Here is a 19,734-nt window from a genome sequence, read left to right as displayed (position 1 = left end):
TTTTTTTGAAATGATTTAGGAGGTTCTATGAGAAAGCTGTCATATTTATTATGTATAATGGTGTTATTTTCATTGATATCATGTGGAAATAAGGAAGAAAACAAAGAAGCAGAGACAAAAACTGAAACAGCTCAGACAGAAGGAGCAAAAAAGTATAAAATAGGGATAACACAGATAGTTTCACATCCGGCATTAGACCAGTCAAGAGAAGGGTTTAAAGATGCATTGAAAGAAGCCGGACTGGATGTAGAATACGACGAGCAGAATGCACAGGGAGATATAACAATAGCAAATACAATAGCGAATAAATTCGTTACTGATAAAGTAGACCTGATATTTTCAATAGCTACACCAACAACGCAGGCAGCTGTGAACGCAACAAGCTCTATACCGATAATATTTACTGCAGTAACTGATCCTGAAGCGGCTGGTCTGATAAAGCCTAATGTTACAGGAAGCAGCGACAGAGTAGACAATGTGGCAGAACAGCTGGATGTTCTGAAAGAATTAAATCCCAATGCAACAACAATAGGAGTTTTATATAATTCATCAGAGCAAAACTCTGTAACACAGGTAGAGCTTATAAAGAAAGTAGCAGCAGAAAAGGGAATAAAAGTAGAAGAACAGGCAGTAACAGCAGTGAGTGAGTTAACACAGGCACTGGACAATCTTCTTTCAAAAGCAGATGCTCTGTATATTCCTACTGATAATCTGGTAGTATCTAATATGCCTGTAGTGGTAGAAAGAGCCAATGCAGCAAAAAAAATAGTAATAGCCACAGACGAAGGGTCAGTTACTAACGGAGCCCTTTATACAAAAGGAATAGATTTCTATGAGCTGGGAAAAGAAGCCGGAAAGCTGGCTGCACAGATTCTGAAAGACGGGAAATCGCCTTCTGACCTGGAAATAGTCACATTAAAGCCTACAAACCTGGTATTTAATAAAAAGACTATGGAGGCTATAGGGGTGACTTTACCTGAAAAGCTGAAAAATGAAGTGAAATTCGTTGATTAATATAACGAATAACAGTAGGATAGGAGAAAAAATGTAATGGAAGGACTTTTAAATTTTTTTGCAGGATTAACAACGGTATTTGAACAGGGTCTGATATTGGCTATAATGGTAATGGGTATATATTTGACATATAAAATTCTGGATTTTCCGGATCTTTCGGTAGACGGATCATTTCCTTTAGGGGCATTTGTATTGGCAGCAGTAGTCTTAAAGGATATAAATCCTATACTTGGAATGTTTATCGCATTTATAGCGGGTGCTCTTGCGGGAATGGCCACAGGAGCAATGCACGTGAGACTGAATATAAGTAATCTTCTTGCAGGAATACTTACGATGTCAGCCTTATACAGCGTGAATTCCAGAGTAGTAGGAAAAGCCAATGTATATATTCCGGGTGATAAGACAATATTTAATTTATTCAGCTATGATAAATTATATATTTTGGTTATAATACTCGTAGTGTGTATGTTTTTGAAATTTTTATGCGATAAAGCTCTGAAAGATAAGAGATCATTTATAATAAGTACTTGTTTATATATAATTCTTTTTATTATTCTTATGACTTACACTGTAATAAATAAAAACGTAACTTTAATGATAATAGCTGATATAGTATTCATAATAAAATTATGTCTTGATTATCTGCTTAATACAAAATTCGGTTTTGCCTTAAGAGCTATAGGAGATAATGAGGATCTGGTAGTCGGATTGGGAGTCAATGAAAAGAATATGAAAATGTTTGGTCTGATGATGGCAAACGGACTTGTGGCATTATCAGGTTCACTTTACGGACAGTATCTGAAATTTGCCGATCTGCAGATGGGAATAGGAACTATGGTAATAGGTCTTGCTTCTATAATAATAGGTCAGGGTGTGTTAAAGAAGGACAAAATAATAAATAATCCTTCGATAGTAGTAATAGGTGCGATTTTGTACCAGTTCATCATTTATATAGCTCTTAGATCAAATGACTGGTTTAAGGCATTATATAAAGCACTGCATTTTTCAGACGGCGCTATAAAAATGCTTGAAATAAGAACAACAGACTTAAAACTGATTACTGCACTAATAGTAGTAATAATACTGGCATTTTCCGGCAAAAAATTAAAAATAATTTTTAAAACAAAAGGATAGAATAATGGTAGAATTAAGAAATGTATATAAGACATTCGTAAGTGAGCTGGGATCAAAAAAAGACGTTTTTCAGAATACCAATTTTATAGCAAATGAAGGCGATTTTGTTTCAATCATAGGAAGCAACGGTGCAGGAAAGTCAACATTACTGAATGTAATAAACGGAAATGTAATACCGGATGCAGGAGAAGTCGTTTTGAGAGATAGAAATATAACTAAGGTAAGCAGACATAAAAGAGCAAAGTGGATATCTCAGGTTTTTCAGAATCCTTCGCAGGGAACTTCGCCGTCAATGACTGTATTGGAAAATCTGTCTATGGCTAAGAACAAAGGAAAGAGCTTTAATCTTACACTTGGTCTGGATAAAAAGAATATACCTTATTATAAAGAAATACTCGCAAGTCTTGATCTAGGACTTGAAAAACAGCTGGATACAAAGGTAGGACTGCTGTCAGGCGGTCAGAGACAGTGTCTTTCATTGATAATGTCAACACTCAATCATCCTGACGTACTGCTTTTGGATGAACACACGGCAGCCTTGGATCCGAAGACTTCAAAGATTATTCTGGATAAGACAAAAGAGCTGGTAGAAAAAAACAATATTACCACTCTTATGATAACACATAATCTTCAGGATGCTATAGAGTATGGAAACAGACTGATAATGATTCACGACGGAAGTATAATCCTTGATTTGAAAGGTGAAGAAAAACAACATCTGACTGTGGAAAAGCTTTTGGAATTTTTCCATGAAAAAGATGCAAAATTAGCGGATAAGGATTTATTTTAATAAATGGAAAAATGGAAAACTGAATTTGGTTTTTCATTTTTTTTATCAATCCAATAAATTATTTTAAAAGGAGGAGTATATGGAAGAAATCAAAATAGAATATTATGCAGATATAAAAAATTATTTTGAAGCAGCAAAGTATTATACAAAAAGTAAAATAAAAAGAAATATTTTTGATAAAATAATGGAAATATTTGTTCTACTAATTGGTATTTTTATGTTGACAATTGGAAACTTTTTATTAGGAATAATATTTTTGGTATTCGGTATTATTTTTATGCTGAATATTTTTGAAAAAATTGTGACTTATATGTATTTTAAAATGTATACAGCAAAAATCGGAAGCCAGAAACTGATTATTTCAACAGATAAAATAAGGTATAAACAAAAAGATATCAATTCTGATATAGACTGGAATTATTACAAAGGCTTTATAGAAACACCCAATACAATACTGCTGCTGTACGGTAAAAAATATTATTCAGTAATACCAAAAGATGCTTTTAGTGCCGATGAACTGGAAAAATTTATTTTACAGCTTTGTGAGAAATTTCCGGAAAGTAAATATAACTAGAATAAAAAAGAATATAAACAATAGAATTGAAAATCTAATTACGCTGATAAATAAATATAGAGATATGTTTTAAAATATCTTGGAAGTTACCATAAGATATGATAAAATCATGAGAAAGAATAATGGTGTATTTTAGAAGGAGCAAATTATGAAAATATTAGGAGTAATTCCTGCAAGATATGCATCTTCAAGGTTTAACGGGAAACCATTGGAGCTGATCTGCGGGAAACCAATGATCGAATGGGTATATAAAAGAAGTATAAAATCTGAACTTGATGATGTAGTAGTAGCTACTGATGATAAAAGAATCTTTGATACTGTTGCAGACTTTGGCGGTAAAGCCGTGATGACAAGAGATGATCATGTAAACGGAACAAGCAGAATACAGGAAGTAATAGGATTTGACGAATATAAAGATTTTGAGTTCATAATAAATATACAGGGGGACGAACCAATAATTGATCCTGAATCAATAAATATACTTGTCAATAAATATAAAACTGAAAAAGCAGAGATAATAACATTAAAAGAAGAGATAAAATGTTCTTTGGATAAGGAAAATCCCAATGTAGTAAAGGTTATTACTGATTTTTCCGATAATGCCCTGTATTTTAGCAGAAGCCTGATACCTTATATGAGAAACGCTGATGATGACTTTATTTACTACAGACATGTAGGAATTTACGGATATACAAGTAAGGTTCTGAACAATATGGATAATATGAAGGACGGTGTATTGGAACATATCGAGTCGCTGGAACAGCTCAGATTCTTAGAGAACGATTATAAAATAAAAGTATATGAAACTAAAAGTACCGTAAAAGGTGTGGATACAAAAGAAGATTTACTGGAAGTAGAAGAAATAATTAAAAAAAATAATATTACTCTGTAAAGAATAAATACCATTTGTTTATTATAATCTATAAAGAAATGGTATTTTTTAATGGAAATATTTACTAAGTAAGAAAGAGATTAATATTTGATATTGAAATGTTAATTTTAAATATCAGACAATATAATGAATAATGATTGACAAAATAAATAAAAATATAGTATCCTATATACTAGGATATCTAACTTTAATTTACAGATGATTAATAAAGTCAGATACTTAAGATGGTTGGAGAAAAATTAGCAGTGCTGTTTTATTTTCTTTGTGAAAATATAAAAGTATTGCTTTAGATAAATTAAAGCAGGAGGAATTTATGAAAAATAAAAAGTTATTGTTATCATTTTTAGCGCTATACTCGATGACGGCAGCTTATGCAGAAACTAACATCAAGGTAAACAGCAAGCTTGATAAGATATACAAGAATCTGATGGATGACAAAGGAGTAAGCGAGAAAGATTACGGTTTTCTGGAAGAAGTCCTGAATAAAAGGAATAAAGAACTAAAGGACTTATATGAACAGTCTGACTACATTGTAAAACCGGAATATTTGGAATGGCAGATATTTTTCAGTGGATTTTATGACCATGTAGAACGTGGAGATAACACAAAAGCCAATGCAAAATATCATTCAGACCCCGATTATAACGAAAGCGGAATACAAGGAAAAATTATGCAGGGAACTCAGGTTTCAAAAGAAGTGGATTTAGGAATCAGAATTCCTATGAAGGAAGTAAGCAGAGTACCGCTTTCTCTGGCTATTCAGACCCCGCCTGTAGTGCAGGTGAACCCGGCTGGGGCAGTTACTGTGGTACTGCCTAATATTAATGTACCAGTTATTGATGTACCTGAATTTGAAGAATTTGATGTTTCAGTGGCTGAATTGACTGTCAAGAATATTACCGGACCGACTATAAGTGTAAAGGGATCAGGGAATAATGATCGACAGGCTATATTGAATTATGACGGCAACGGCTATATGGCAGGCGGAACTGACGGTAATCCTAATGCTATTCTGTCACAGCAGCAGTTAACCGGAGCGGGCGGTCAAGGAAGCTTTGATATAACTATAGATGCAGGCAATACTATTACCGGAACTATAGCAAATACAGATTCTATAGGATGGACTGATTTAGGAAACTATACAGGTTACAGCACATTAGGAGGAACTTGGAACAATATTAACAGATATTATGTGATGAAGCTTGTCGGAGGAAGCAAAGGACTGACTTTAAAAATAGACGATATGGATATTTCATATACAGGTTTTCGTGATTCCTTTACAGATTCTAAATTTCTGTTTTTTACTGATTCACATAATGGCGGTGAAAATAAATGGGAAATTGCCGAATCAACTAATATAACATTAAAAGGTCAGAATTTAATAATGTTCGGCGTGCAGTACCATGGCGGAACGGCAAATTCAGGTATGGAAAACAGCGGAACAATATTGGCATCTGCAGATGCTGTAACTGGGACAACACCAGGATCAAGAATTGTTTTTAGCACGATTGATGACAGAGGCGGCAGCAGTAATAATGATAACAGATTCTTATATTTTACCAATACCTCAACCGGGAAAATAATTTTAGACGGAGCCGGAGATATTTTAGGTAATTTCACAGCTCCGGGAAATCAGCTTCAAAGTACACCAGCAGGAGGAACATTATTTACGAATAATGGCGATATATCATTAAACGGTCTGGGCTCAATAGGTATAATATTATCTGAAAAAAGTTCTGAAGATATTCCTAATAGAGAAATAACAAATTTTGGTAAAACTGCAATAACATTTACAAAAGCGCTTGAATTAACTGGTGATGAAACAGTAGGGATATATGCACAAAATTCTACTGTCGGAGCATTTGATCCTTCATTATCATCAATGAACATAAATATAGGAACTACGGGTAATAAAAGCGGCAGCATAGGAAATGCATCAGGCGGTCTTGCTGCATATACAGAAAATGCTGCGGGTTTTTATACAGATGCAGCAAAATTAACATTGACAATAGGTTCTGGAAATACAGCAGCAACCGGTGTTCATAATATATTGTTCGGAGATTATGCAAGAAACAGTTCTTTAGTGAGAGCAGACGGCGGGGAATTAACAATAAAAGGAAATGTTCTTATAAATAAAGGTGAAAATAATATAGGACTTGCAGCAACCGGTGGGAAAATTACCCTGGATTCTACGGGTAATCTGACTGTTTCATCAGGAAACGGAAATGCAGGGGCATATGTACAAAACAACGGTACTTTCAATAATAACGGAATTATAACTGTGACAGGCGACGGAACAAACGGAATTATAACAGCAGCAGGCGGAAGTGCAACAAATGCCGGGACAATAACAAAAGAAAATAACGGAGCCGCTGTTGTATTAACAGGGGGTAATTTTACAAATACCGCTGCCGGAAAAATAGAAACAAGCAACAGTTCGGCGGGAATATATGCTTCCACAGATGTTTCAGCGAGCACTGTGGTATTAGACGGACAGGGTGTAATAGCTAAAAATAAAGGGATTGCATTTTATGCAGGCTATGACAGCATTAAGAATACTGCCGGAAAAATAAAATTTGGCGGAACAGCTGTGGGGACTATTCAAAGCGGCGGATTAATGTTTTATAATAATTATTCATCATCTAACGGAACAGCTGGTGTAAACTACGGAAGCTTTGTTCTTAATCCGTCAACATCTGTAGATGTACAATCAGGCGGAACAGTATTCAAATTTAGTTCTGCTACTTATAATACTGCAGATTTTACAAATTATATAAATGATACATTTAACGGAACAATAGGAAATCTGACAATAAATATGCCGACTTCAGGTAATGGTTACGGGAATCTTTTTGTGCTGGGAAGCTCTGCAATAGATCTTACATCTATGATATCAACGGCAAATAATGTATTAACCAGCAGCGGTCTTACAATTAACGGAAACTACAGATTTGCACTACTTACAGATGGTATTTTTAATATTGATAATAATTCGTCATATGGAACAGCTTCAAATCCATATGATTTAGATAATTCTAATAATCCGATTAATTTAATGAGTGCCGTGAATTCCAAGGTAAATATTACTTCGGGAACATATATAACAGGAACTGCCGGCGGACAGAACATAGTAAAGCAAGTCAATAAAGCAGGGCAGATACAAAGTGATATAGCAGTCGTAAATGACGGAAATATTAATATGAGCGGAACCGACTCGGTTTCTCTTTATTCGGTATACGGAGATATTACAAATAACGGGGCAATAACAATCTCGAATGATGCTATAGGAATATTGGGACTAAATGATACAAAAATTCTGAATTCGGGAAGCGGAGTAATAAATGTAGGGAATAACAGTGTGGGACTGGCCGGTGTAACGTACAACGGAACCAAGACTTCTGCAGTCTTAGGCTACGGTTCGGATAAGGCAGATATTACCAATGCAGGAAATATAAGTGATATTTCCGGACAAAATAAGGCTGTGGGAATATATGCAGAGAATAGAAATTCTGTAATAAACCGAAATGATGTACAGGCAGTAAATACAGGAATACTTAATTTTACTAATTCTGCAAACAGTGTAGGAGCATATGTAACCGGCGGAACATTTACAAATACTAATGGTCAGATAAAGGCAGGCAGTAGTAATGCAGGTATTTATGCTGATAACAGTGATATAAACTTTAATTCCGGAACAGTTGAGCTATCCGGTAACAATGCGGTAGGCTTTTATCTGGATAATAGCAGTAATTTTAACGGAACTTCGGGAACCATAAATATTACCGGACAAAATGCCATAGTATTTAATATAAAAGGTACCGGCTCAAATTTTACCAATAACCTGACAATTAATTCATCTGCCGGTTCTTCATATATTGTGGCTAATATAGATTCAGGGCTTTATCAGACTAATGCGGTTAATTATACGCTTGGAGATAACGGAGTTATGTTCTCCGGAATAAACTCCGCAGTATTGGTAAGTTCCGGAACAGCAATAACAGGAACAGGAACTAATAATGTAGCTTTATATGGAAGCGGTCTTTATTCAGGAGCATTATCAGCACCATATTCTGTAGAATCTGAAAATCAGGGCATAATTACAATGGGAGATTCTTCAGCAGGAATATACACAGTTAATGGAGCAAGAGCTTTAAATACAAATAGTATTGCTGTAGGTAATACATCAGTAGGAATGTACGGGGTAAATTCCGGAATTATTACAAATAACGGAATTATAGAAACGGGAGCTTCAAGTCAGGGTATTTATGCACAAAATACAGGAACTGTAACTAATAATAATACAATAAAAAGTACAGGTAATAACGTAATAGGTATATATGCCGAAGGAAATATGGATGTAACTAATGCGGCAGGGTCTGAAATAAATCTTTCAGGAAATGATTCCATAGGAATTTTCTCAAAATATACAGCTTCAAGTACTGCTGTACTGACAAATTCCGGAGCAATAAATATAGGGAATTCTACAAATATTGTAAATCCGGGGTTAGGAATATACAGTGAAAATACAGACGAAAAAATATATAATACAAATACAGGGAAAATAACAGTCGGAATATCATCAATAGGTATTTATAAAGCCGGCTCTGCAGCCGGGCTGGGCTCAGTGGAGCAAGACGGTGAAATAATTGTAGGTGACGGAGGAATAGGAATCTATAGTGACGGAGATACTGTTAATATACACGGAAACTCAAAAATTACGCTACAGGGCGGAAATGAGACAGCAGGAGTATACGGGATAAACGGAGCTAAAATAGTAAACGGCTCGTCAAATATGAGCATAGGTTCAGGAAATTATGGATTTATCTTAAACAGCGGAGCATCGTTTGAAAATAATGCAGTTATGTCATTGGGAAGTAATGAAGTACTGGTATACTCTGATGGCGGAAGTACAATTACAAATAATAACAAAATAAATATGTCTGGTTTTGAGAGTATAGCGGTATATTCAGTAAATGGGGAAACTGTTACAAATAACAATATAATAGACGGTTCGGCAGGAATAGGAAATATAGCAGTATATAATAAAGGCGGCGTAATAAATAATTCTGGTGATCTTTATCTAGGGAATTCTGATATACAAAGCAAAACTAATACTTTTATGAATACTTATGCAGTAGGATTATACGGGGAAAATTCTTCGGTAACAAATTCGGGAGACATATATGCCGGAACAGGTGCAGTAGCTTTTTATTCAAAAACAGATGCAAACCATAGTACAGTTTCTGTTAATAAAGGGGATATCTATCTGCCAGACGGTGCTGTGGGATTATATGCAGAAGGTAAAAATACACAGATAATTAATGAAAATACAGCTACTATCACTGTGGCGGGTAATGAAAGCATAGGAATGGCTGCAGTAGGCGGGGCATTGATTACCAATAAGGGAACTATTAATATAACAGGAACTAATTCTTACGGTATGTATGGAAATGCCGGATCAAGAGTGGAAAACTACGGTATTATAAATGTAGGCGGGGAAAATAATATAGCAATACTTTTGGCAAACAGCTCGGAGCTTGTTAATAATGCAGAAGGAACAATAAATATTCTGAGCGGTTCAATTAATGGACTGGGATTAACGCAGACAATAAATTCACTGTATGAAATACCAAGTATAATAAATTCAGGAGTAATAAATGTAAATGAAAATTTCAGCGTAAACGGAGTAGAAATAGCAATAAAAGTAGATCCTGCTACGATAAGAAAAGCAACTCTTCCTGAAGATGCAGGAGCAAAATTTGTATCAGATTCGGTAAAATTCAATGCACCGACATTTGAAGTGGATGAAAATAATCCTGTTATAGTAACACCGGATTTTACACAGGGGACAAATGCCACTGTATATAAATTAAAAGATGTATTTAATCCTACGACTCCGGGCGGAGGACCAAATACCGGAACTGTACCTGTAGTAAGTAAGTCGCTTACATGGGAAGCAATACCTCAGATAAACAGTAATGGTAATGTAGATATATGGATGAAAAAAATTCCGTATGATAAATTCACAGGCGGTCTGTGGTATGAAGATTTTGGTAAAAATCTTGATAAAAAGTACGGTGTAGACGGAATATCATCAGAAGCTTTAAATATCTTTAACAAAATAGATTATATAAGCAATGAGGCAGACTTTAGGCATATAATGGCAGGTCTGGCTGGAAATGTATATGCTAACTTAAATCAGCGTGAAGAAGATATAGCAAGAATATTTGAAAATTCACTGGATTTACTGCAAAATTCTAAGAATAACACTAAAGAAAATGTAAAAATTAATGTTATAGTCGGTGATGGAAAAAGGAAAGAAGATACGGACGGAGTAGTCGGATATGATTATAAGGCTACAGGAATTCAGGCTTTGAGGGAAGTGGAGAGAACCTACAGACATACTTTCGGTTACTCGCTGGGCTATATGCATACAGGCTTTGAATTCAATGACGGAAATAACAGTGAAGAATGGGTAGATACAGTTCAGCTGGGAATACATAATAAATATAAAGCCAATGACTGGGTCATGAAAAATGATCTTACCGGAAGAGCAAGTATTCACAATGTGGATAGAAATATAGACTGGCCTGTAAACGGAAGATCAGAAATGGACGGTACATTTGAAACATATTCGCTTACTTTTGATAATTCATTAGGGAAAAAATTCAAAATAGGGAAAAATTCATCTGTAACACCTTACGGAGGATTACGGGCAATGTATGCTGTAAGACCTTCATTTACCGAATCAGGTCTGGAAGCTCTGGAAGTAGACGGTAATGATGCATGGAGCGTAAAACCAAGAGCAGGTGTGGAAGTCAAAGGAGAGATGCCTTTAGGACCGAGAGGGTGGAAAGCAAAAGCAACGCTTGACCTTGCCTACGAATATGAACTTGCTAACCTTAATGAAAGAGAAAAAGCAAGACTTGTGGCAATAGAAGACGGATATCATAATTTATCAAAACCCGAGGAAGAAAAAGGGGCTTTTAGAAGTAAAGCTTCTGTAGGTGTGGAGGTAGAAGAGAAATACGGCATATTCATGACAGGAGAATATGTAACAGGAGACAATAATCAGGAAGATTACAGGGTCGGTATCAGTTTGAAAGCTGTATTTTAAAAAATTAATGTCATAATAATAAAAATAGATAAGCAGTTATAGTTTTTTAGCTATAACTGCCTTTTTTATTAAAAAAATTATAAAACATGTATACAAAAAAATTTGTAGCTTTAAGCTGAATGTGATAGAATTATTGATGTAGCTGTAATTTTAAATTCACTTATGTCTTTTAAAGTTATTCAGCGAAAATATTTAATATATCTGGGAGAAAAACAAATGAATAAGTTTAAAATGGAAGTTGTATTGATAAAAGGATTGAAAAAAATTCTGGAATTTTTTCCTTTGGCACTTCGATTTAAGTTTGCTGAATTTTTAGGTATGTTAACTTACTATGTTATAAAGAAAAGAAGAAGTCTGACATATGAAAACTTAAAGATAGCATTTCCGGAGAAAAGCATGAAGGAATTGAAAAAAATAGCAAAAGAGTCTTATAAGACTGTGGCAAAGAATACTTTTATCCCTTTATTTTTAACAGAATTAATAGAAAAAAAAGCTATAGAAACAGATAATATTCAACTGGCAAAAGAACTCTACGGAAGAGGGAAAGGTCTGATCCTGACTACACTTCATATGGGAGGATTTGAAGCAGGATTTTCACTTGCGAAATGGTTTGATGTATATACTGTTTTTAAGAAACAGAAAAATCCATATTTAAATAATCTGATGACAAGCTACAGGGAGAAAACCGGAGCTAAAACTATATTAAAAAATGTGGAAAACGGATCAAATGAGAAAATTTCGGAATGTTTCAGAAATAAAGGACTTTTGATACTTGCTTCAGATCAGTATTCAAACGGGGTAGATATAGAATTTTTTGGAAGGTCTACCAAAGCAAACGAGGGAAATATACTTTTGGCAATGAAGTATAAAGCACCTATAGTTTTAGCATATTCGGTCTTTAAGAAGGACAGAATAAATATAACTTTTGTAAAAGAACTCGAGATAGAAAAAATAGGGAAGCTAAGAGAAACACTGCAGTATAATACGCAAAAACTGTTCTATGATTTTGAGGAATTAATAAAAAAATATCCTGAACAGTATATGTGGCAGCATAACAGATGGAAAATATAAGGAATACGTCGGAGTAAACAGAAAACTGTGCCGAATGGGGAGAAAACATGAAAAAAATTTATTTATTAATTTTAGTATTAGTGTTAGGAATTACCGGAATATTTTTTATGAAATTTTCAAAAAAGACTAAAGAGACTTCAGAAATAACAGATACTTTCTCTGATAATGCAGAAGAAAAAGAAGTTGTTTACGGGAAAAAAATTGAGGACAGGGGTTTCACAGTATACAAACCTGATTTAAATAAAGAAATAATAAAAATGTACTGGAAAGATGAAAATAATAAAGCATACTCGGAGTTGTCAAAATTTATTCAGGAGAATACAGGGAATAAGATTAATTTTGCCACAAATGGAGGAATATACAGTGAAGAATATGAGCCAAACGGATTATACATAGAAAATCACAAGATAATATCAAAAATAAATCTTGCTGACGGAGAAGGAAACTTCTATATGCAGCCGAACGGAGTATTTTATATTCAGAATAACCAGCCCAAAATATCCGAATCCAAAGCTTTTGAATATAATGAAAACATTAGTTATGCAACACAGTCAGGACCTCTGCTTATAGAAAACGGAGTAATAAATAAAAAAATAGGAAAAAATTCTGAATCATTTAAAATACGAAGTGCTGTAGGAATAGACAGAGAGAATAAGGTGTTTTTTCTTATGAGCAGCGAAAAGATCAATTTTTATGATTTTTCAAAATATGCATTGGATAAGCTGAATTGTAAAGATCTGCTTTTTTTGGACGGAGCTATCTCCAAAATGTATTTTGCAGATGAGAAGAAAATACCTGAACAGGATTATCCATTTGCAGTTATTATAACTTCCGAGAAAAGGCACTAGCTCCTGCAATATAAAGCTGTTCTTTTTATATAAGGAAATTCAACATTTTTGAATATAAAAAGTACTAAAGAAGTTGACAATTATAAGCAAAAATGATAGAATATCACTTGCCATACTAGCCGGGGAATTAGCGGTGCCCTGTATCCACAACCCGCTCTAGTGGAGGTGAATCTGAGCTTGAGGGGTAATTTGGTATAAAGCCTTCAGGCAGCGGCGTTGAGAAAAAAGTCCTATATTGCAGGATGTCGGTGAATCGTGTCAGGTCGGGAACGAAGCAGCACTAAGTCGAAAGTTTCTGGGTTTGTAGGGTAGCTTTTTTTGAGCCTTTGTCTGTCGAAACATATATTGAGTTATTTCGAGAGTTCGGTGTATGGCTAGTATAGTAATTTGTTTACTTTTAGCTAAATGCCACTGTTTATTTTACTGTCTGTATCATTTGGTGCAGTCAGCTAGAATTTTTCTGCTTTGCAGAGTGATAAAATATTCAGCACCATTTAACCAAGAATAAACAGGTTGCCATACTAGAAAAGATATTAGCTGGATTTTTCTGGCTTTTTTTATTAATAAATTATTTTAATTCCAGGAGGAAAATTGGATATAATAAAATTAAAAGAGGACGAAATAGAAAAACTTGATGAGTTAAAAAAACTTGATGATGAATTTGAAATTCCAAAAACGGAAGAAGAGTATTTTATAATAAATGACAGAGACATGGAAATGGGTTATGCAGTTTTGGAAATGAATGAAATACCTGTTTTAAAAAGAATATTTATAAGAGAAGGTTACAGAAATACCGGTTATGGGACTAAGCTTCTAAAATATATAATAAACTGGCTGAGAAGCAAAGATTATGACGAGCTGATTGTTTTAGACCATAAGAATTCCAATAAATTTCTTGAAAGACTGAAATTTGTGAGAAACGGGGATGCTTATATAAGAAACGGCCTGAGCATCAAAAGGAAAAAAGAAAAAAAAGCAATGCTGGTGATTATATTTAATTTATTTATAAATATAATTCTGGCTTCTTTAAGAATAGTTTTTGGTTATATGGGAAACAGTACCGCACTGATCGCAGACGGAGTGAATTCACTTACTGACTGTGTAAGCAATACTATAGCAGTGGTAGGTCTGAAGGCAGGAAGTAAGCCGGAAGACGAACATCATCCTTTCGGGCACGGAAAAATGGAGTCTATTATGAGTATCATAATAGGGACACTTATTATAGTGGCAGCTTCAAATATACTGTATGAAAATGTAATGAAGCTGTTCAGGGGAGAAGTAAGCACGCAGCCGCCGGCGTTACTTATAGGAGTTTCAATTATTTCCCTGATAATAAAAGCCGGGCAGTTTATTTTTATAAAGAGAAACGGAGAGAGACTTAATAATACACTTTTACTTGCTCTTTCAAAAGATTATAAATCTGATTTTATAATAAGTACATCGGTTGTTATAGGAATATTTTTATCAAGACAGGTAAGTCCTATGGTGGATTCTGTTCTTGGTATAGCAGTAATTTTATATATTATAAAAGAAGGATACGGCATAATAAGAGATAATTCGCTGGAGCTTCTGGATACACAGGATAAGGAATTTCTCGAGAAAGTCTATAATGAAGTAATAAGAGAAAAAGGCGTGGAGAATGCCCATGATTTTCATATGTCTAAATCAGGGGAGAATATTTATCTTTTTATGGATATAAGGGTGAATAAAAATATGCTGGTAATAGAAGCCCATGATTTGTCACATGAAATTTCAAACAAGCTCAAGCTGAAATACAAAAATCTTAAAGATGTAATAATACATGTAGAACCTGTGTATTAATAAAATATTTTAAAGATAATTTTAGGTTGACATTATTTTTTATGCAGTAAAAATAACAAATTAAGGTACCTGTTTTTGAGCTTGGATTTAACTGAAAAATCTTTTGGAATTATGGTGCGGACATTGCTATTGTGCATAATGTATGGTATAATTAATAAAATTTTATAATAGAAGAGGAAACAAATGAGTATATTAGACGGTCTGAATAAAGAACAAAGAGAAGCAGCAGAACATATAGACGGTCCTGTGCTGATACTGGCGGGTGCAGGAAGCGGAAAGACAAGAACAGTAACATACAGAATAGCTCACATGGTAAGGGAAAAGGGCGTATCACCTTTGAATATACTGGCTCTTACATTTACCAACAAAGCAGCAAAAGAAATGAAAGAAAGAGCAGAGGCTCTGGTAGGAAATGATATTCATAATCTGCAGATTTCTACATTTCACTCATTTTCTGTAAGACTTTTAAGAATATACGGCGAGAAGTTGGGTTATGGAAAAAATTTCAATATTTATGATACTGATGATCAAAAATCATTAATAAGTAAAATAATGAAGGAATTGAATGTACAGGATGACAGCACTCCCGGTAAAATAGCCAACAGAATAAGCAAGCTGAAGGAAAAAGGAATAGATATAAAGACAATAGAAAGAGAAGTAGACCTGCGTGTACCTTCAAACAGAGTATTTTTCGATATATACGATAAATATGATAAAACTCTGAGGTCCAGTAATGCAATGGATTTTTCGGATTTGATACTGAATGCGAATAAGCTTTTGGATAATTCGGAAGTATTGGAAAGAGTACAGGAAAGATACAGATATATAATAGTAGATGAGTATCAGGATACTAATGATCTTCAGTATGAAATAATAAATAAGATAGCATCCAAGTATAACAATATCTGTGTAGTCGGTGATGAAGACCAGAGTATTTATGCTTTCAGAGGGGCAAATATAAATAATATACTGAACTTTGAACGTGATTACAAAAATGCTTTGGTAATAAAACTTGAAAAAAATTACAGATCCACTGAGAGAATACTTAATGCAGCAAATGAACTGATCAGAAATAATAAATCCTCAAGAGGGAAGAAGCTCTGGACAGATGCAGGAAAGGGCGAAAAAATTCAGGTTTTTAATGCAGCAAATACATTTGATGAAGCTAACTTCATAGCAGAAGAAATAGTCAGAAAAAACAGAGAGGGTGTTCCCTTCAAGGATATGGCGGTTCTTTACAGAACTAATGCCCAGTCAAGAGTACTTGAGGAAAAAATGCTTCTGAATAATATAAAATACAGAGTTTACGGAGGAATGCAGTTTTTCCAGAGAAGAGAAGTAAAAGATCTTTTGGCTTACCTGAGTGTAATAAATAACATACAGGATAATCTGAATTTTGTAAGAATAATTAATGTGCCGAAAAGATCTATCGGGGATAAGTCAGTGGCAAAATTTGCGGAAATAGCAGCACAAAAGGGAATATCATTATTTGAGTCGTTAAAATATATAGACGAAGTATCAGGATTGCGTGCCGCTGCGAAAGAAAAACTAAAAGATTTTTACAGACTGCTGACAGATGTTCTGGAAAATCTTGAACATATGACAGTAAGTGAGATATTTCAGGAGATACTAAACAGAACAAAATATATTGATTCCATAGAGGATAATAAAGAAGATAGAGTAAAGAATATAGAAGAATTAATGAATAGTATACGTGAAATAGAAAGAGAATATCCGGGGATTACATTAAGTGAATATCTGGAATTTATTTCTCTTACATCTGCTACAGACAGCATGGATGATGAGGAAAATTTTGTGAAGCTCATGACAATACACAGTTCAAAAGGACTTGAATTTGATTTTGTATTCATAGCGGGAATGGAAGAGGGGCTTTTTCCCGGGGAAGCATCTATTCTGAATGATGAAGATCTGGAAGAGGAAAGAAGACTTTGCTATGTAGCAATAACAAGAGCAAAAAAAGAATTGAGACTGTCACATGCTTCCGAAAGAATGCTTTGGGGGCAGTCGAGTTACGGGCGTCCTGCTTCGAGATTTATTGGTGAATTATCACAGGATGAACTGGAATTTTTGAATAAAAAAGAGAGAAAATCAGAATTATTTAGAAATACCGAGCCGCTAAAGTCAGAAAACTTTAAACCTATGACAGATATAGAAAATTTTAATCCTTATAAAAAAGCAGCTGTAGATGCCAGATATAAGATCGGGGAATATGTAAACCACATAAAATTCGGAAAAGGCAAGGTAACAGGTATAGATAATAAAAGCGTAACAGTGGATTTTATGACAGGGGAAAAGAAAATAGCCTTAGCATTGGCCGACAGATTCTTGAAAGGATAGTGTTATGAAAAGAAAGACTATAAAAGATGAAATTACTTATAATGGAATAGGGCTTCATAAGGGTGAAAAAATAGAAATAAAATTAAGACCGGTAACTGATTACAGCGGAATTACATTCAAAAGGGTCGATCTTCCGGGAGATAACGAAATAAAAGTTTCTCCTGATAATCTTTTTGAGCTGGAAAGAGGGACAAATATAAGAAATTCCAGTGGTGCGATGGTTTATACCATAGAGCATATAATGTCAGTATTTCACATAACAGGGATAACAGATCTGTTAGTGGAAATAAACGGTAATGAACTGCCTATTATGGACGGAAGCTCTGTTATATTTATAGAAAAAATAAATGAAACAGGACTTATAGAGCTGGAAAGAGACATAGAACCTGTTGTAATAACAGAGCCTGTTTATTTTTCAGAGGAGAAAGACGGGAAATACATAATTGCCCTGCCGTATGACGGATTTAAAATATCGTATACGATAGATTTTGGTCATACTTTTCTGAAAGCACAATATTATGAAATAGATCTGAATCAGGAAAATTATACGAAAGAGATAGCACCTGCAAGAACATTTTGCTTTGATTATGAAATAGAATATATGCAGAGTCATAATCTTGCTTTGGGCGGAAGTCTCGAGAATGCAATTGTTATAAAAAAAGACGGTGTAATTAATCCCGAAGGTCTCAGATATGAAACCGAGTTCGTAAGACATAAAATTCTGGATCTGATAGGAGATATATATATATTGAACAGACCTGTAAAAGGACACCTGATAGCTGTGAAAGCAGGACATTTTATAAATTCAAAATTATCAGAAAAACTGAAAAGTTTAATATAAGAAATTTTAGGAGGAAAAATTATGGAACCAGTAATGAAAATAGAAGATATTATGAATATTTTACCACACAGATATCCTTTTTTATTAGTAGACAGAGTAATCGAAAAAAACGGAACAGAAAGTCTTGTTGCTATTAAAAATATTACAATAAACGAGGAATTTTTTAACGGTCATTTTCCGGGTCTGCCGGTAATGCCGGGAGTTTTACAGGTGGAAGCTATGGCACAGGCAGTAGGACTTCTTATGCTTGAACCGGGGAAAATACCTTTGTTTATGTCTGTAGATAAATGTAAATTCAGAAAACAGGTAGTTCCGGGAGATCAGCTTAGAATAGAAGTAGAAAAGCTGAAAGTAAAAAGCAGAATTATACAGGCAAAAGGAAGATGTCTTGTTGACGGGGCAGTTGTCAGCGAAGCAGAACTGATGTTTGCAATACATGACAGATAATAATATTAAGGAAGTATTACTATTTGGAGGAAAATATGAGTATTCATATACATGAAACAGCTATTGTGTCAGATAAAGCCATAATAGCTGATGATGTAAAAATAGGTCCGTTTTGTATTATAGGGCCTCAGGTAAGTATAGGTGCCGGAACTGTTCTGGAGTCACACGTGACCTTGGACGGAGATACGACCATCGGTGAAAATAATTATATATATTCATTTGTTTCAATAGGAAAGATGCCGCAGGATATCGACTATTTAAACGAACACACGAAAATAACAATAGGGAATAACAATAAAATCAGGGAATTTGTAACCATACACAGAGGAACCGAAGATAAATTCGAAACAAAAATAGAGAATAACTGTCTGATAATGGCCTATGTCCATATAGGAAATGACTGTACAATAGAAAGCAACTGTATTCTGGGAAATAATGTGACATTAACCGGACATGTATATGTGGAAACTAATGCTATTATAAGTGCTCTGACTCCTGTTTATGAAAATGTACGTATAGGATGTCATGCTATGGTAGGCGGTGCCTCGTACGTATTTCAGGATATACTTCCCTTTACTCTGGCAGAAGGCGTTAAGGCCAACTCGGCTTTCATAAATATGGTAGGTCTGAGACGGCGTGGTTTTAGCGAAGATGAAATAAGAAATCTGAAAGAGGCATATAAAATAATTTTTAAAAGAGGGAACAAACTCGAAGAAGCAATAAGACAGATGCAGGAAAAATTTCCCGATGATAAAAATATCAAGCATATGATACAGTTTATCAGGGAAAGCAAAAGGGGAATAGCAAGATAAGAACAAATAAAAAAT

The 19,734-nt window shown here is 34.4% G+C and carries 13 protein-coding genes and 1 other RNA gene; all 14 read left to right on the top strand.

The features are described from left to right. Window positions 1-27: 27 nt before the first annotated feature. The 14 genes from STERM_RS11620 to lpxA all read left to right on the top strand — a co-directional run bounded on the left by STERM_RS11620 (window position 28) and on the right by lpxA (window position 19,719). Window positions 28-1,014 carry an ABC transporter substrate-binding protein gene (locus tag STERM_RS11620; protein WP_012861811.1) on the top strand — a complete coding sequence of 329 codons (987 nt, stop codon included), beginning with the start codon at window positions 28-30 and terminating at the stop codon, window positions 1,012-1,014. A gap of 36 nt (window positions 1,015-1,050) precedes the next feature. Further along, window positions 1,051-2,148, top strand: coding sequence for an ABC transporter permease (locus STERM_RS11615; protein WP_012861810.1), 1,098 nt, complete (start codon window positions 1,051-1,053; stop codon window positions 2,146-2,148). Window positions 2,149-2,152: 4 nt separating this feature from the next. Next, complete coding sequence (locus tag STERM_RS11610; RefSeq protein ID WP_012861809.1) at window positions 2,153-2,938, top strand: ABC transporter ATP-binding protein; 786 nt, start codon at window positions 2,153-2,155, stop codon at window positions 2,936-2,938. Between the two features lie 79 nt (window positions 2,939-3,017). After that, the gene (locus STERM_RS11605) at window positions 3,018-3,512 is read left to right on the top strand and encodes a YcxB family protein (RefSeq protein WP_012861808.1); all 495 of its coding nucleotides are present in this window, start codon (window positions 3,018-3,020) and stop codon (window positions 3,510-3,512) included. 148 nt (window positions 3,513-3,660) lie between these two features. Continuing rightward, window positions 3,661-4,404, top strand: coding sequence for a 3-deoxy-manno-octulosonate cytidylyltransferase (kdsB, locus tag STERM_RS11600; RefSeq protein WP_012861807.1), 744 nt, complete (start codon window positions 3,661-3,663; stop codon window positions 4,402-4,404). A gap of 313 nt (window positions 4,405-4,717) precedes the next feature. Then, window positions 4,718-11,521, top strand: coding sequence for an autotransporter domain-containing protein (locus STERM_RS11595; RefSeq protein WP_012861806.1), 6,804 nt, complete (start codon window positions 4,718-4,720; stop codon window positions 11,519-11,521). A 216-nt stretch (window positions 11,522-11,737) separates the two neighbouring features. Then, window positions 11,738-12,592 carry a lysophospholipid acyltransferase family protein gene (locus STERM_RS11590; RefSeq protein ID WP_012861805.1) on the top strand — a complete coding sequence of 285 codons (855 nt, stop codon included), beginning with the start codon at window positions 11,738-11,740 and terminating at the stop codon, window positions 12,590-12,592. A gap of 47 nt (window positions 12,593-12,639) precedes the next feature. Beyond that, window positions 12,640-13,440, top strand: coding sequence for a phosphodiester glycosidase family protein (locus STERM_RS11585; protein WP_012861804.1), 801 nt, complete (start codon window positions 12,640-12,642; stop codon window positions 13,438-13,440). A 110-nt stretch (window positions 13,441-13,550) separates the two neighbouring features. Next, an RNA gene (gene ffs, locus STERM_RS21715) (signal recognition particle sRNA large type) lies at window positions 13,551-13,814 on the top strand. Between the two features lie 217 nt (window positions 13,815-14,031). Further along, the gene (locus STERM_RS11580; RefSeq protein ID WP_012861803.1) at window positions 14,032-15,261 is read left to right on the top strand and encodes a GNAT family N-acetyltransferase; all 1,230 of its coding nucleotides are present in this window, start codon (window positions 14,032-14,034) and stop codon (window positions 15,259-15,261) included. 183 nt (window positions 15,262-15,444) lie between these two features. After that, complete coding sequence (locus STERM_RS11575; RefSeq protein ID WP_012861802.1) at window positions 15,445-17,619, top strand: ATP-dependent helicase; 2,175 nt, start codon at window positions 15,445-15,447, stop codon at window positions 17,617-17,619. A 4-nt stretch (window positions 17,620-17,623) separates the two neighbouring features. Then, on the top strand, window positions 17,624-18,460 hold the full coding sequence (gene lpxC / locus STERM_RS11570) for a UDP-3-O-acyl-N-acetylglucosamine deacetylase (protein ID WP_012861801.1): 837 nt from the start codon (window positions 17,624-17,626) through the stop codon (window positions 18,458-18,460). A 21-nt stretch (window positions 18,461-18,481) separates the two neighbouring features. Further along, a complete protein-coding gene (gene fabZ, locus STERM_RS11565) occupies window positions 18,482-18,907 on the top strand; it encodes a 3-hydroxyacyl-ACP dehydratase FabZ (protein WP_012861800.1) in 426 nt (141 codons plus the stop codon). 35 nt (window positions 18,908-18,942) lie between these two features. After that, a complete protein-coding gene (gene lpxA, locus STERM_RS11560; RefSeq protein ID WP_012861799.1) occupies window positions 18,943-19,719 on the top strand; it encodes an acyl-ACP--UDP-N-acetylglucosamine O-acyltransferase in 777 nt (258 codons plus the stop codon). Window positions 19,720-19,734: the final 15 nt, after the last annotated feature.

The sequence above is a fragment of the Sebaldella termitidis ATCC 33386 genome (assembly GCF_000024405.1).
In the GTDB taxonomy this organism is placed as follows: domain Bacteria; phylum Fusobacteriota; class Fusobacteriia; order Fusobacteriales; family Leptotrichiaceae; genus Sebaldella; species Sebaldella termitidis.
The sequence above is the reverse complement of the archived record's forward strand: the minus strand, read 5'-3'. Positions and strand labels throughout refer to the sequence as shown.

Coding starts and splice junctions, on each gene's coding strand:
- STERM_RS11605 (WP_012861808.1), top strand. CDS start 3,018: ATGGAAGAAATCAAAATAGAATATTATGCAGATATAAAAAATTATTTT.
- STERM_RS11620 (WP_012861811.1), top strand. CDS start 28: ATGAGAAAGCTGTCATATTTATTATGTATAATGGTGTTATTTTCATTG.
- STERM_RS11575 (WP_012861802.1), top strand. CDS start 15,445: ATGAGTATATTAGACGGTCTGAATAAAGAACAAAGAGAAGCAGCAGAA.
- STERM_RS11615 (WP_012861810.1), top strand. CDS start 1,051: ATGGAAGGACTTTTAAATTTTTTTGCAGGATTAACAACGGTATTTGAA.
- STERM_RS11610 (WP_012861809.1), top strand. CDS start 2,153: ATGGTAGAATTAAGAAATGTATATAAGACATTCGTAAGTGAGCTGGGA.
- fabZ (WP_012861800.1), top strand. CDS start 18,482: ATGGAACCAGTAATGAAAATAGAAGATATTATGAATATTTTACCACAC.
- STERM_RS11595 (WP_012861806.1), top strand. CDS start 4,718: ATGAAAAATAAAAAGTTATTGTTATCATTTTTAGCGCTATACTCGATG.
- kdsB (WP_012861807.1), top strand. CDS start 3,661: ATGAAAATATTAGGAGTAATTCCTGCAAGATATGCATCTTCAAGGTTT.
- STERM_RS11590 (WP_012861805.1), top strand. CDS start 11,738: ATGAATAAGTTTAAAATGGAAGTTGTATTGATAAAAGGATTGAAAAAA.
- lpxC (WP_012861801.1), top strand. CDS start 17,624: ATGAAAAGAAAGACTATAAAAGATGAAATTACTTATAATGGAATAGGG.
- STERM_RS11585 (WP_012861804.1), top strand. CDS start 12,640: ATGAAAAAAATTTATTTATTAATTTTAGTATTAGTGTTAGGAATTACC.
- lpxA (WP_012861799.1), top strand. CDS start 18,943: ATGAGTATTCATATACATGAAACAGCTATTGTGTCAGATAAAGCCATA.